Origin of the sequence: Pontibacter anaerobius (assembly GCF_026241195.1) — a bacterium.
Lineage (GTDB): Bacteria > Bacteroidota > Bacteroidia > Cytophagales > Hymenobacteraceae > Pontibacter > Pontibacter anaerobius.
The window spans coordinates 95,675-109,540 of record NZ_JAPFQO010000004.1; the positions used below are offsets into that span (position 1 = coordinate 95,675).

The 13,866-nt window shown below is 52.5% G+C and carries 15 protein-coding genes; 9 read left to right on the plus strand and 6 right to left on the minus strand.

What is annotated here, in order from left to right; genetic code table 11:
- Positions 1–731 precede the first annotated feature (731 nt).
- The 3 genes from OO017_RS07890 to OO017_RS07900 are packed head-to-tail and all read left to right on the plus strand — an operon-like array spanning position 732 to position 2,204.
- A complete protein-coding gene (locus tag OO017_RS07890) occupies positions 732–1,271 on the plus strand; it encodes an RNA polymerase sigma factor (RefSeq protein ID WP_266051926.1) in 540 nt (179 codons plus the stop codon).
- Between the two features lie 44 nt (positions 1,272–1,315).
- Entirely contained in the window at positions 1,316–1,747 is a 432-nt protein-coding gene (locus OO017_RS07895; protein WP_266051927.1) for a hypothetical protein, read from the plus strand.
- A 7-nt stretch (positions 1,748–1,754) separates the two neighbouring features.
- Positions 1,755–2,204, plus strand: a complete 450-nt coding sequence (locus OO017_RS07900; RefSeq protein WP_266051928.1) for a Spy/CpxP family protein refolding chaperone — start codon at positions 1,755–1,757, stop codon at positions 2,202–2,204.
- 94 nt (positions 2,205–2,298) lie between these two features.
- On the opposite strand, the gene pepE is transcribed toward OO017_RS07900, so the two are convergent.
- The 3 genes from pepE to OO017_RS07915 all read right to left on the minus strand — a co-directional run bounded on the left by pepE (position 2,299) and on the right by OO017_RS07915 (position 3,858).
- The gene (gene pepE, locus OO017_RS07905; protein WP_266051929.1) at positions 2,299–3,024 is read right to left on the minus strand and encodes a dipeptidase PepE; all 726 of its coding nucleotides are present in this window, start codon (positions 3,022–3,024) and stop codon (positions 2,299–2,301) included.
- A 213-nt stretch (positions 3,025–3,237) separates the two neighbouring features.
- The gene (locus tag OO017_RS07910) at positions 3,238–3,498 is read right to left on the minus strand and encodes a hypothetical protein (RefSeq protein WP_266051930.1); all 261 of its coding nucleotides are present in this window, start codon (positions 3,496–3,498) and stop codon (positions 3,238–3,240) included.
- Between the two features lie 99 nt (positions 3,499–3,597).
- Entirely contained in the window at positions 3,598–3,858 is a 261-nt protein-coding gene (locus OO017_RS07915; RefSeq protein WP_266051931.1) for a hypothetical protein, read from the minus strand.
- 232 nt (positions 3,859–4,090) lie between these two features.
- On the opposite strand from OO017_RS07915, the gene OO017_RS07920 reads away from it, so the two are divergent.
- The gene (locus tag OO017_RS07920) at positions 4,091–5,185 is read left to right on the plus strand and encodes an MBL fold metallo-hydrolase (RefSeq protein ID WP_266051932.1); all 1,095 of its coding nucleotides are present in this window, start codon (positions 4,091–4,093) and stop codon (positions 5,183–5,185) included.
- A 56-nt stretch (positions 5,186–5,241) separates the two neighbouring features.
- Here OO017_RS07920 and OO017_RS07925 read toward each other — a convergent pair whose 3' ends face one another.
- On the minus strand, positions 5,242–5,427 hold the full coding sequence (locus OO017_RS07925) for a hypothetical protein (protein WP_266051933.1): 186 nt from the start codon (positions 5,425–5,427) through the stop codon (positions 5,242–5,244).
- A 495-nt stretch (positions 5,428–5,922) separates the two neighbouring features.
- Here OO017_RS07925 and OO017_RS07930 point away from each other — a divergent pair, with 495 nt between their 5' ends.
- From OO017_RS07930 to OO017_RS07945, 4 genes are all read left to right on the plus strand, one after another.
- Complete coding sequence (locus OO017_RS07930; protein ID WP_266051934.1) at positions 5,923–6,732, plus strand: SDR family NAD(P)-dependent oxidoreductase; 810 nt, start codon at positions 5,923–5,925, stop codon at positions 6,730–6,732.
- A gap of 47 nt (positions 6,733–6,779) precedes the next feature.
- Positions 6,780–7,979 carry an aspartate aminotransferase family protein gene (locus OO017_RS07935; RefSeq protein WP_266051935.1) on the plus strand — a complete coding sequence of 400 codons (1,200 nt, stop codon included), beginning with the start codon at positions 6,780–6,782 and terminating at the stop codon, positions 7,977–7,979.
- Between the two features lie 888 nt (positions 7,980–8,867).
- Entirely contained in the window at positions 8,868–10,625 is a 1,758-nt protein-coding gene (locus OO017_RS07940) for an SLC13 family permease (protein ID WP_266051936.1), read from the plus strand.
- Between the two features lie 48 nt (positions 10,626–10,673).
- Positions 10,674–11,303, plus strand: a complete 630-nt coding sequence (locus OO017_RS07945; RefSeq protein ID WP_266051937.1) for a hypothetical protein — start codon at positions 10,674–10,676, stop codon at positions 11,301–11,303.
- A 70-nt stretch (positions 11,304–11,373) separates the two neighbouring features.
- Here OO017_RS07945 and OO017_RS07950 read toward each other — a convergent pair whose 3' ends face one another.
- Together OO017_RS07950 and OO017_RS07955 are read right to left on the minus strand one after the other, a co-directional pair.
- The gene (locus OO017_RS07950; protein WP_266051938.1) at positions 11,374–11,685 is read right to left on the minus strand and encodes a hypothetical protein; all 312 of its coding nucleotides are present in this window, start codon (positions 11,683–11,685) and stop codon (positions 11,374–11,376) included.
- A gap of 94 nt (positions 11,686–11,779) precedes the next feature.
- Positions 11,780–12,208 (minus strand): TerB family tellurite resistance protein, encoded by a 429-nt coding sequence (locus OO017_RS07955; RefSeq protein WP_266051939.1) that lies wholly within the window; start codon positions 12,206–12,208, stop codon positions 11,780–11,782.
- Between the two features lie 307 nt (positions 12,209–12,515).
- Here OO017_RS07955 and pfkA point away from each other — a divergent pair, with 307 nt between their 5' ends.
- A complete protein-coding gene (gene pfkA / locus OO017_RS07960; RefSeq protein WP_266051940.1) occupies positions 12,516–13,487 on the plus strand; it encodes a 6-phosphofructokinase in 972 nt (323 codons plus the stop codon).
- Positions 13,488–13,866: the final 379 nt, after the last annotated feature.

Consider the following 13,866-nt stretch of genomic DNA (forward strand, 5'->3'; position numbering starts at 1 on the left):
TATGGTGTTGAGTTTGCAATGCAACTGTAGCCCTATTTTATACTTTGACGATGATTTATACCTGTCGATTTATACTTTGACCGCTGCTTCCTTTAACTTGAGCTAAGCTACCCGCTGTTCCGGACATCCTTGTCCGGAACCTTTCTGCCGCGGATTTCCCAATCCGCATACTTATACTTCCCTAGCTGCTGCTTTACACAAACTATACTTACTAGTTACTGCTCATCCTCAGTCTTACAAACCTACCGTTTCACCTCTGGCCTTGGCTCCCTCCAGCCCGGGAGGGCTCGTCTTCCCGCATCGCGCGGTGTTCCCTCCTGCGCCAGGGCGCTGCCGCTCGCGCGGCACCGGATCTCACAAGGCGCTCAACGGAAAGACTGGGATCAGATTCGATAGCCATCACTATACTACTTGAACCGGACTCCCTCTCCTGTTTTGGGGGTAGGGGCCCTCGAGAAAAGGAGAGGGCTGGGGAGAGGTGAAATTCCCCTCCCCGGCGGGGGCGGGGGTGGGTTAATCATCTCCCGAAAACTCCCTCCCCTGCTTTAGTTGATGACAATCATCAGCAGAAAGCCCCCGCCTCGGAGGTGCAAGAGAAATCAGAACTCTCAACTCTGGGCTAAAGATTAGAACTAACTGCCAAACCTTTAGGCAAAGCCATTATATTTGCAATGAAGGAGAAAAATAGCAAGTACTGCTACTCCCAACATCTCCCCTGCAGCCGTCATACCTTGGAAGACAAAGAGCTACTTGAGAAATTCGCCCAGCCCGAGAGCCGCAACATGGCTTTTAACCAACTTGTGCGCAAGTACCAGGAGAAGATCTACTGGCACATCCGCAAGATGGTGATAGACCATGACGATGCCGACGACCTGACCCAGGACGTGTTTCTGAAAGTATGGAAAAACCTGGACAATTTCCGCCAGGATTCCCAGCTCTATACCTGGGTTTACCGTATTGCCACCAACGAGTGCCTCTCCTTCCTTTCAAGCAAAAAAAGAAAATTTTTCCTGCCCCTGAACGATGTTACCGCAGAGTTGATGGAAAAGGTGGAGTCGAGCCCGGAACTGGCTGGCGATGAGGTGCAGCAGAAGCTGCAGAAGGCTATCCTACGCCTGCCCGACAAGCAGCGGCTGGTGTTTAACATGAAGTATTTTGACGAGATGAAGTATGAGGAGATGTCCGACATACTGGGTACATCCGTAGGGGCTTTGAAGGCATCTTACCACATCGCCGTAAAAAAAATCGAAGAATTTCTGAAGGAGGATTAAACTATAAAGTATAAGCTTACTCTAATAGATAGAGTCATTCAAGAATGAAGAAAGAATTTAAGCTCAGCGACATACCAAAACGCAACCCTTACCAGGTGCCGGACGGCTACTTTGACCGCCTGCCCATGCGCGTGATGGAGCGAACTGCCTCCCGCGGGCAGGAACAGGCCTGGCTGCCTAACCTATGGCGCCCACTGCGCCTGGCCGTGGCCCCGCTGCTACTAATGCTGCTGTTTGTGGGCGTGTACTTTTATAGCATGCCAACGCAGCCCGAAGAGCAGATCGTGAACCTGGCCGCAGTGTCTGACACAGCCATAGTGGACTACCTGAGCACCTACGCCACACTGGAGACAACCGACTTCGCCGAGCTGAACACGCTGCGCGAGCAGGAGCTGCCGGCCGAAGTGCTAAATGTTAGTGCCACCGCTGCCGAAGAGGAGTTGGAATACTATAACCTACACGACATTGATTACTAATTCACCCATGAAGCATTATACCTTGTTTTTATTTTTATGCTGTGCCCTGGTTTTTGGCAGCACCGCCGCCATGGCCCAGGACAGCCGCACCCATGAGCGCAGAGAGAACGTGGAGGCTGCCAAAACAGCGTTCCTAACCGACAAGATGGGCCTTAGCGCCGAGCAATCGCAGAAGTTCTGGCCGCTCTACAACGAGTATGAGGCCAAGCGCCGCACCCTGATCAAAGGCTACCGCAGCGGCTACCGCCAGGATGTGGAGGAGCTCAGCGACCAGGAGGCCAAAACCCGGATCGACAACATGTTCGTAACCAAGGAGAAAGAGCTGGAACTGGAGAAAGAGTATGCGGATAAGTACCTGAAGATCATATCTTACAAGCAGCTCATTAAACTATACCGCGGTGAGCGGGACTTCACAAAAATGCTGTTAAAGCGCCTCGACAAGAGGGCTAGCAACTAAGAGTAAATTTGGCTAAAGTTGAGAGTGAAAAGGGCACTACCATGAAGGAGTGCCTTTTTCAATTTCTGCTAATTTATAATTTCTAAAATGGGGACTAAGCCTCATATACTTCAAGCAGGAAGTTCAGGTCATCAGACGGTTTGAATTCCATTGGCTTTTCAGACTGAAGGAAAACACGTGCCGAATGAGGCCCCATCAACGTCATCCTATCGCCCTGCACACGCAGCATGCTGCCCTCCCGCAACCCGATCACCGGCTGCCGGTTATGGTTGTGGAACTCCGCGATGCGGGTGTCGCGCGTTTCGCCCATATGCGTGGAGTTCGGGTCCGGGTCCTGGAAGTGCGGGTTGATGTTGAACGGCACCAGTTGCAGCGCATCGAAGGTCTTGACATGCACGATCGGCATATCGTTGGTGGTGCCAATGGTTCTGCCCGCCACATTGGTGCCGGCGCTCGTGCCCATGTAGGGCATGCCCTTCTGCACACGTTCCCGCAGCGGCTCTACCAGCTTGTTCTGGTACAGCTGGCGCAGCAGCACAAACGTGTTTCCGCCGCCAATAAAGACAGCCTCCGCCTCTTTCACGGCCTTTACCGGGTCGTCATACTCGTGCACACCGCTCACACTGATGCCCCACTTCTCAAAAGCCTCACGCGCCTTGGCCGTGTAATCCTTGTGCGACGTACCGCCCGGACGGGCATAGGGTATAAACAAAATGCTTTTTTTACCCTCCAGCAGGGTCTTTACCTGCTGCTCCGCATGCTCCAGGTAACCGGTGCCGTGCGTGGTAGAGGTGCTTATCAAAAGTAAGTTTCTGCTCATACCCAAAGATAGGCATTTTGGAGATGTGGTGGCAGTGATATTTGTGTGTAAGGATTTGAGGAAGTGCAGAAAGCCCAGGATAATACTTGCAGGGGAAATAAGGAATGAGCCTCAACTTGCGCCGACGGCATTTATACTTGCTGAGGCAGGCGCACGCTGCCCGGCCTGTGGCAGCCGCTATGAAAAGTACACGTTAAAGCCAGCCTTTACAGCTTAGTTATCTTTCTTCTGGGTCTTCAGTTTAAGTTTGATGGTTTCGAGGTAAGGCTCCAGTTGGCGGTTGCTGGTGAGAGCGCGCACGAGGCCAATGCTCTTCAGGTCATACAGAAACCAGAGTTCCACATAAAAATCGTGAAGCCAGTAAAGGTCAATTTTACACCACCCTTTAATGCGGTGATGCAGGTAATGGCCCTGGTCTATGGCCAGTGTTGCCTGCAAGTGTGGCGGCAACTCATTAAATTCTTCGGCACTCATGATGGGTAAAAATCTACGCTACACTATCCAACAATTAGGTTATAAAAAAGGCTGCCCGAGGCAGCCTTTATAGTTTAACGTAAATTTCCAGATTTTGGTCTAGTTCAGGTGAAGGGTATACAGTTCGAAGCGGGTGGAAGCGAAACTCCAGTGCGACGGCGACGGATGGATCTCGATCCCATCCTCATCCATGATCGTTACAGCAAATCCCTCGCCCTGGTTCAGGGGCTCCGTGAAGTGCTTTACCGGGTACACCTTTCCTTCCTCAATCCACTCTTCAGGCTCGAAGGCTGGCATGGTCGCATCTACGCACTTCGCGTAAACGGCCATATAGCTTGGGGGTACGAATAAATTAACCATATTAAGTAAACTTTGCTCCAATATAAATAATTCCTGCAAAACAGGAAACTCTGCAACTGCTTTTACCGGCAGCCTACCACATCGAGTACAAAAAGTATGCCTCCTCAAGTATAAACCCTGCCAGGCTTACAATTTAAGTATAAAAACAACTGGTCTTGCCACTTTTGGCAGCTTAAGAGGCAGATGTTCCGTAAGTACAAGTTCAGGTTCATTTTTACATAATAACAAGCTTATGGAGGCAACATCAGCGCGGAACATAACCGGCAATCAACACACCTTTACCGCTGCCCCACGGGTGTGGGGCCTCAAAACAGTTTTTGTAAACCTATACTTTGTAGCAAACCCCGATGGCTCCTGGGTGCTGATAGACACGGGAGTGCCCGGTTCGGCAGGCAAGATAAAACAGGCCGCCGCCGAAATTTTTGGCCAGGATGCCAGGCCGGGTGCCATAATTCTTACCCACGGCCACTTTGACCACATCGGCGCTGTAAAAGAGCTGGCAGAGGAATGGGATGTGCCCGTATATGCCCACCCAATGGAGTTGCCGTACCTGACAGGCCAATCGAACTACCCGCCACCAGACCCGAGTGTGGGGGGCGGCGCCATGGCTTACATGTCTTTTTCTTACCCTAAGAAGCCGATCAACATCAGGAACCGCATAGAACTGCTACCCACAGATGGCAGCGTGCCGGTTTTGGAAGGGTGGCGCTGGATACACACGCCGGGGCATAGCCCAGGACACATTTCCCTCTTCAGGGAAGAGGACCGGGTGTTGATTGTAGGGGATGCCTTTGTGACCCGCAACGGAGAATCAGCCCTGGCCGTGATGACGGAGAAAAAAGAGGTGCATGGCCCGCCGGCCTACTATACTCCAGACTGGGGCTCTGCCCACCACTCCGTAGAAGAGCTGAATAACCTGAAACCGGAGATAGCCGCAGCCGGCCACGGTATGCCGATGCGAGGCGCAGAGCTGCGCGAGCAGTTAGACCACCTAGTGCATAACTTCTGGCTTGTGGCTGTACCCAAACACGGCCGCTATGTGCATGAGCCGGCCGTTGTGGATGAGTATGGTGTAGTATCGGTACCCCCGCCTGTAGGTAACCCGGTGCCGAAGATATTGGCCGTGGCTGGCGCAGTAGCGCTTGCAGGGCTAGCCTGGTCGGCGTGGAGCAAGCGCAGCCAAAACAAGAAGTATGGGTACAGCAAACAATCGCGCCATCGTCTGGCACAGCGGCCATACTCCCACAACAGGGTGCTTCGCGATACCCCTCCTGCCATAGACCCTGACTACGATGACCCGACCGAGCACACAAACAATTACCCGTAAACAGAAAAAGGGGCCAGGATTTATACCTGGCCCCTTTTTCTGTTTACGCTAAATTATTAATCGGAATGACTCTTTCTGCCGGATCCGCTTTTCTTGCCGCCGCCGTCCTGCTTGTTAACAGTGGCCCAGGCACGTTTCTCGGCTTCTTTGTGGCTAACGCCGCGTTTCTCGTATCCTTCCTCAATATGTTCTGCTTTACGTTTCTGCTTATCTGTGTAAGCCGACTTATCTCCTTGTGGCATGTTTTTCTCCTTTCTATTAAGTGATACATCGATCTGTATTCTCCATGCTGATTTTATTGTACGGGTATTTTTGGCAGAATGATTAAAATGTACTCGTAAAGCTTTTCCTTCATGAGCCAAAGTATAACCTGACTGACTCCTTATACTTTTAATTTTCTTCCACCACCCCAAGTATTACTATTCGGTTTTGCTAAGAAGCAAGTGTTATACTTTATGGCGAGGAAAGAAAAGAGTGTCTTCCGGTAAGGCTTTTACGTAAACTTTTCAACAGCACGGGCTAGTATGGCAGGATGCAACCCATGAATTACTGTGTGAGCCAGGGCAACAAAAGTATACTTACCTAACAGAAGGGTAGTATCGTTTCATTCTCTCCTTTTTGTCATCCTGAAAGGATCCTGTGGGCCTGCAGCGAAAGTTTAACCTTCCGGGGTAAGGACTAGCTTTTTAGCCTAAGGTTGTTAACAGAATGACAGTGATAACTAAAGAACAGCAGTTATGGAGCAGGTAAAGTATGATTTTCAGGATAAGGTGGTGCTGGTAACTGGCGGCACCTCGGGTATTGGCCTGGCCACGGCCCAACAGTTTGCCCAGGCCGGAGCGAAGGTTATACTTACGGGCAGAGACGCCGCGAAGGCAGAGCACGCCCTCAGAGCCATCTCACCTACCGCCCATGCCGCCCATTATATCCAAACAGACAACAGCCAGCCCGAAAGTGTACTGGACCTGTTCAGCGAGATCCGCAAAGTATACGGCACCCTGGATTATGCCGTGAACAACGCCGCCGACACGCAGGGCATCGGTGCGCCGCTGCATGGGTTCGAGATCAGCGAGTTTGACATGGCCATGGCCGCCAACTTGAAGGGCGTCTGGCTCTGTATGCAGCAGGAGATCAGGATGATGCTGGACAAAACTACTCCGGCCGGTGCCATCGTGAATGTTTCGAGCGTGAACGGGCTGGGCGGGGCACCGATGGGTTCGCTGTATGCCGCCGCCAAGGCCGGCGTGATAGCCCTCTCCAAATCTGCAGCCCAGGAACTGGCCACCGCCGGTATTCGCATCAACGTGGTAGCGCCCGGCGCGCACGATACGCCCATGCTCCGGCACGCCTTTGAGGTGCAGGCCGGCAAAGACTTTGAAAAGCAGCAGCAGATAAAAGAGGCTTACCTCTCCTTCATCCCCCAAAAGCGGCTGGGGGAGCCTGCCGAGGCTGCGTCCGCCATCCTGTGGCTCTGCTCCGATGCCGCCGGCTTTGTAACCGGGCACACCATGATCGTGGATGGTGGCATGAGTTCCATGGTACGCTAGCCCCTGCCCTATTCCCTCTTTCATACTTATTTCCGTACCTTTGCACCATGATTTCGATGAGGCAATTGTTTCTGCAGCATGTGGCGCAGACATCAGACTTCCCGCTGATGATTGAGGTGGAGAAGGCAGAGGGAGTATACATGTATGGTGCCAACGGCGACCGCTACCTGGACCTGATCTCGGGCATAGGTGTGAGCAATGTAGGCCACCGGCACCCGCGCGTGCTCAAGGCCATACACGAGCAGTTGGACAAGTACATGCACCTGATGGTGTACGGCGAGTTTGTGCAGGCCCCGCAGGCGCAACTGGCACAGGCCATTACCAGCACTCTGCCCGATCGCCTGAACAACGTATACTTGCTGAATTCCGGAACCGAGGCTGTGGAGGGCGCCATGAAGCTGGCTAAACGCTACACAGGCCGCACCGAGTTCGTCTCCTGCCGCAACGCTTACCACGGCTCCACGCAGGGCGCATTGTCTGTTAACGGCAGCGAGGGCTTTAAAAACGCCTTCCGCCCGCTGCTCCCCGATGTACGCCACATCCAATACAACCACCTCCCCGACCTGCAGGACATCACCAACCGCACCGCAGCGGTAATTATAGAGACGGTGCAGGGCGAGGCCGGCGTTCGTGTGCCGGAGAACGATTATCTGAAGCACCTGCGAGACCGCTGTACCGAAGTCGGTGCCCTGCTGATACTGGATGAGATACAATGCGGGTTTGGCCGCACCGGCACCTTCTGGGCTTTTGAGCAATTTGGCATTGAGCCTGATATCCTGCTTTGCGCCAAGGGCATGGGCGGCGGTATGCCGATCGGGGCTTTTATTGCTCCGCAGGAGATCATGGCGGCTTTTAAAACAGACCCAATCCTTGGGCACTGCACCACGTTTGGCGGTCACCCGGTAAGCTGCGCCGCCTCGCTGGCCACCCTGCAGACGATACAGGACGAGAATTTGCTGGAGGCAGTCGCCCGTAAAGCCGCGCTTTTCAGGGAGCTGCTCGTGCACCCGCGCATCAAGGAAGTTCGGAATTGCGGCCTGATGATGGCAGCCGAATTCGAAAGTTTTGAGGTACTGAAAGCCGTGATTGACCGCGCCATCCTCAACGGCGTACTCACAGACTGGTTCCTGTTCTGCGACAACTCCATGCGCATCGCACCGCCCCTGGTTATCACAGAGAATGAGATCAGAGAGGCCTGTGCCGTTATACTGCGCTCTATAGACGAAGCAACCGGAGATAAGTCCTGATGTGAGAGATTTAAGTGGGTTTATACTTGAAGAGACGCAATACATTGCGTCTCTTCAAGTATAAACCTGCCCCTCCGAGGAGGGGAATCATACCTCTCCACAGCCCTCTCCTTTTCTCGAGGGCCCCTACCCCCAAAACAGGAGAGGGAGTCCGATTCATGTTGCATCAGCTTAGGCTATCGAACTGATCCCAGTCTTTCCGTTGAGCGCCTTTGGAGTTTTTCCGGTGCCGAGCGGGAGCGAAGGCAGCCCGAGGCACGAGGGCAGGAAAAGCTCCCAGCGCGATGCGGGAAGACGAGCCCTCCCGGGCTGGAGGGAGCCAAGGCCGGAAGTGCAACGAGTCGCTTGTAAGACTGAGGATGAACAGTAGCAAAATAGGATAGCTTGAGTCAAGCTACAGGAAGCAGCAGCTAGGGAAGTATAAGTATGCGGATTAGGAAATCCGCGGCAGAAAGGTTCCGGACAGGGATGTCCGGAACAGCGGGATAAAGTATAGCTAAAGTGCTAAGTATGGCTTTGCAAGCCAGTTGAGTTACAAACTCAACACCATAAAAGGACACAAGTATAAATACTTGCGCCAGGAAGGGATAAAACAAGCTGCTCGTAAGAGTGAGGATCAACAGCAGCTAGTAAGGATAACTTGGTCCGGTTGCGGGAAGCAGCAGCTATGAAAGTGTAAATGAACAAGTATAAAAGTATAGCCAAAGTATAGCCAAAGTATAGCCAAAGTATAAACCCGAACAGCAATCAGGAAGTATAGCGGGAGCTTAAGTACAGCCCATCCCCCTTTACAAACCCAACACTACAGCAGCAACCGCAGCGGTGATTGCACGTAAAAACCGGGGCTATACTTTACTCCTGAGGTATAAGCACATCAACCGGAACCTTATGGAAATAGCCCTTGTGCTGACACTGCTGGTGATTGCTGTGGTGCTGTTTGCCACAGAGAAGCTCTCGATCGAGATCGTGACGCTGCTTATGCTTATCATACTAGCAAGCAGCCGCATTATCACAGCCGAGGAGGCTTTTAAGGGCTTCAGCAGCGACTTCATCATCATCATTGCCGCCATATTTATACTTAGCGCCGCCCTGCAGGAGACAGGTATACTTGATTTTGCCGTGGTTCGGATGGTGCGCCTGGCCCACCAAAGCACCAGCCTGATGCTCCTCACTGTTATGGTGGTAACCGGTTTTGTATCAGCTTTTATGAATAACACTACGGTTACGGCCATGTTCGTAACACCTTTGGTGGGCCTCTCCAAACGCATTAACACCAGCCCCTCCAAACTCCTGATGCCGCTCGCTTTTGCAGCCATACTTGGTGGCACCTGCACGCTCATCGGCACCTCTACCAACGTGGCCGTGAGCGGCTACATCGCAAAAACGGGCCTCCCTCCCATCGGCATCTTTGAGATTTCAGGCATTGGCTTCGTCATTTTTGTGATCGGATTAATTTACATGCTCACCGCTGGCCAGCGCATGTTGCCCAGCCACGAAGACCAGCAGCTGGCCGAGGAGTACAAATTGCAGAAATATCTCACAGAGATCGTGGTGCGCCCAGATTCGCCGTTGGTGGGGCAGCTTGTCTTTGCTTCTGACCTCACCACGCTCAGCTTTCGAATACTCAACATAATCCGGGGGAAAGACAACTTCCTGCCTGACTTCCGTACCCGAATCCGGGAAAACGATGTGCTGCTGGTAGAAGGAGACCTGGACAACCTGATAAAGGTAAAGGAGACAAAGGGCATTGACATTATGGCCGATGTGATCCTGGAGAAAGACCTGGAAACGGACAACATACGGCTGGCGGAGCTGCTGGTGGTGCGCCAGTCCGACCTGATCGGCCGGACGGTTAAGGAGATTAACTTTCTGCAGCGATACGGGCTGGTGGTGATAGCCATTTCCCGCTACGGCGAAACGCTACGCACCAAAATCGGCAGTATACAGCTGCAGCTCGGGGACCTGCTGTTGGTGCAGGGCTCCCCGGAGCGGCTCGTGCAGCTACGGAACTCCAACAACCTGGCGCTGCTGGGAGAGTTTGAGCCGCTGCTCTTTAAAAAGCGGAAGGGCATTATTGCTATCTCCTGCTTCGTGATCGCCATACTTTTAGGGACACTTGATGTACTGCCACTCTCCATCGCCTTTTTGCTGGCTGCCCTGTGCACTATCCTTTTCCGGTGCATCAGCTCCGAAAGGGCCTACGCCTCTATCGATTTTAAGCTGCTTATACTTATTGGAGGCATGACGGCCTTTGGTACAGCCATGGAAAATTCCGGGGCCGCTGATTTTCTAGCAGAGGGGATCGTTGACGTGTTGGGGCCCATGGGCAAGCTGGCCGTACTGGCTGGCTTTGTAGTGCTCACGGTTATACTTACCCAGCCCATGTCTAACGCGGCGGCGGCTTTGGTCATTGTGCCGGTGGCTCTGCGTACGGCCGAGTCGCTGGGGTCTGACCCGCGGGCCTTTGCCATTGCCATTATGCTGTCGGCCTCTGTATCGCTGGTAACACCGTTTGAGCCAGCCTGTATACTAGTCTACAGCCCTGGCAAATACCGCTTCTGGGATTTCATCAAGGTAGGCTCACCGCTTACACTGCTGCTCATCATCGCCATACTTATCATGACCCCGATCATCTGGCCGCTGTAACAGCATGCCTGTAAAGGCAGTACAGTAGAAATACAAAACAACCATAAAATGAAGCACTTACCAATATACTTACTGCCGCTCTGCCTATTGGCCTGTTCCCCTGAAAACGAAGAAGTACAGGACGAGCATGTGCAGGTAGCCCCTCCGGCCAAAGCGCTGGACTCGATTGCCAACGTGGAGAAAGACGCGGTGAAAACCGATGAGAACGAAATCTCCCCGACGCTGCCCCTACCTCCTCCGGTTATGCAATTACTCGCAGAGAAGTATCCGGGCTGGGAGCGCCCTACGCTTGCGGGAAACGCTGAGCAGCTGGCAGAGGAGCACCCCGGCAGCCCTGCCATAGCCCGGGGTGATTTTGATGGCGACAACCGCCAGGATGTGGCTCTGCAATTGCAGCAAGGCAAAGAACTGGTGATAGTGGCCGCCCTGCAGCAGCAGGAAGAGAAATACACGTTGGTGGAGCTGAAGCGGGATATTCTGTTTAACGAGCGGGGCAAACTCACCAGCCTATACTACCTGTACCGGATAGCCCAGGGAGAGCAGGTGCAGGATACAAGCACCATGGCTGAGGTAGAGCTGCCACACGATGCTGTTGCCGTTGCCGTAGGAAACGAAAGGAGCGTGTACGTTTACCAGGACGGCAGTTTCCGTAGCTATGCAATAGAGGAGGAAGAATAAAATTATACTTTACTAAACAAAAGGAATTTGCCGGAAGAGGCACCCAGAGGGCTAAACCCTGTGTTACCAACTACATAAACCTGTTAAGGAAAAGTATGGAGGCCACGGCCAGCGCTATGACAACCCCGGCACTTACGGCGTAGGTACTTAAGCGCAGCACCCGGCTTCTATCCACCCGCGACAAAGTATAAATACGCCTGCGGGTGTAATAGAGCACCAAAAGTACGGCCAGCAAAAAGCTACAGAACCAGAAAGTGCTGAAGCGGAGCAGGAACACCAGCGGCTGGTACTCAGCAGACAGGAAATAGGCAGCCACCGCCATCAGCAGGCCACCGTAAAGCGATAATATCAGGAACAGGAAAGAGTTTTCGTTTTGCCTCATTGGGCTAAGAGCAATTTTAGCGTGTACCTTCTGGTATATACGTGCCCGGGGCAGGTCTTTACTGCCTATAGAATAAAGTATAAATATGATTTTATCAGTAATTTAAGAAAGCCTGCGCCTCACGTTTTATACTGTCGCGCGTCAGTCCGTCCTTCACCCCCATCGTGATCTTGCGCACCAGCACCCCCACAATAGTTTTCTTAAAGCCAAGCTTTGAGGCCATGTTAATGCAGAAATCCATTTCGCTCTCGTCCACAATGCCGTCGGCCAGCATCATCTCCACCAGGTCATAGATCTGGTCGAAGCGCTCGGAGTCGTTGGTGGGCAATTGTGGCGCCTTTACCTTAACATCCGACAGCAACTCGCGCACCTCATCCGGTTTCATGCCGTGCTTTTCCCCGATCGCGATGATAAATTTCATCTCGGTAGGATCCAAGTGGCCGTCCACCTTTGCCAGTGCCCCAAGATTAGAGATATGGCTTTTTAATCTTTTTGTCTCTTCACTCTCAAAAAAACCGAACATACGTTGCCTCTGTAGGTTAAATTAGTTTACTTGGGTTCCAATTTGTGCTGACTCAATTCCTGCACCAAAACTTTAGGGATAAACCAGTAGTCTTTAAGCCTGCCACCCTTGCCTTTAAGGCCAGGGTACAGCGTGCCGATTTAACATACGGTTTTCTCTATTTAAAGTCGCATAATATCGTCAGTTTTTACAAGTGCTGCAAAACTATAACGTTTTGAGCTGCAGTCTCGCATAAATTAAAGTTTAGATAACATTCGTTTTTCGGATTTTGAGTAACATTACCACAACTAACAGACACAACAACACCATGAAGAGGATAGGAGTATTTACTTCAGGCGGCGACTCGCCAGGCATGAACGCATGCATCAGAGCTATTGTACGAGCGGCCGTTTATCATGGGGTAGAGATATACGGTATCCACCGTGGCTATAAAGGCATGATCAAGGGTGAGATCTACAAAATGGACTCTCACTCGGTAAGCAACATCATACAGAAGGGCGGCACCATCCTCCGCTCTGCCCGCAGCAAGGAGTTTATGACCCCCGAGGGGCGCAAGCAGGCCTATGAGCAGCTGATGAAGCATGGCATCGAGGGGCTTGTCTGCATCGGCGGGGACGGTACTTTTACCGGTGCCAACATCTTCTTTGAAGAGTTCGGCATACCGACAGTGGGCGCGCCCGGCACTATAGACAACGACCTGTACGGCACGGACTATACTATCGGCTACGACACGGCCGTGAACACTGCCCTCGATGCCATCGATAAAATTCGCGATACGGCAGACAGCCACGACCGCGTGTTCTTTATAGAGGTGATGGGCCGCGACTCTGGCTACATTGCCATACCGTGCGCCATTGGCGGCGGTGCCGAGATCGTGATGATACCGGAGGCCGAGACAAGTATAGAGCACGTGGTGGATACGCTGCGCACCGGCTGGAACCGCTCCAAAACATCTTTCATCGTGATTGTGGCCGAGGGCGACGAGGCCGGAAACGCCAACGATGTAGCGCACAAAGTACAGCAGGAGTTGCCACACATGGACGCCCGCGTAACCATACTTGGCCACGTGCAGCGCGGTGGAGCGCCAACCGCCGCAGACCGTATGCTGGCCAGCCAGTTGGGTATTGCCTGCGTGGAGGGCCTGCTGCAAGGCCGTAAGTGCGAGATGGCCGGCATCATTAACGGGGACCTGGTGTACACGCCGTTTATCGAGACCATCACAAAAGACAAATTGATCAACCCGCATTACCTGCAGATGGTAAACATCCTCTCTGTGTAAGTATAAACTCAGCTGCTGCACCTGTTCCCAGCTGCAGCAAGTATAAAGTACAGGGCGCGCCCCGGCTAAAGTATAGATCTTTGGCCGGGGCGCTTTTTTGTACCCGCCATAGCCCCCCAACAAGCTGCCTTCTTCAAAAATCACTATCGCCATTGTAGCCGTACAGCCTGTGGGGCTAACCCTAAATTGGCATCCGTCTGATAAAAAAGGTGCCAAACATTCCAAAAACCCTATCCCCAAACATCATTTTCCGTAAAAGCAAAAGCACAAACTTAAACCCAAGACATATCGCATCTGCCAAACATATAACTAAGATCATCCTAAAGGTCATACTTTGGCCACTTGCCGTAATAGTGGGCCTGCTTCTACTTATTATTAT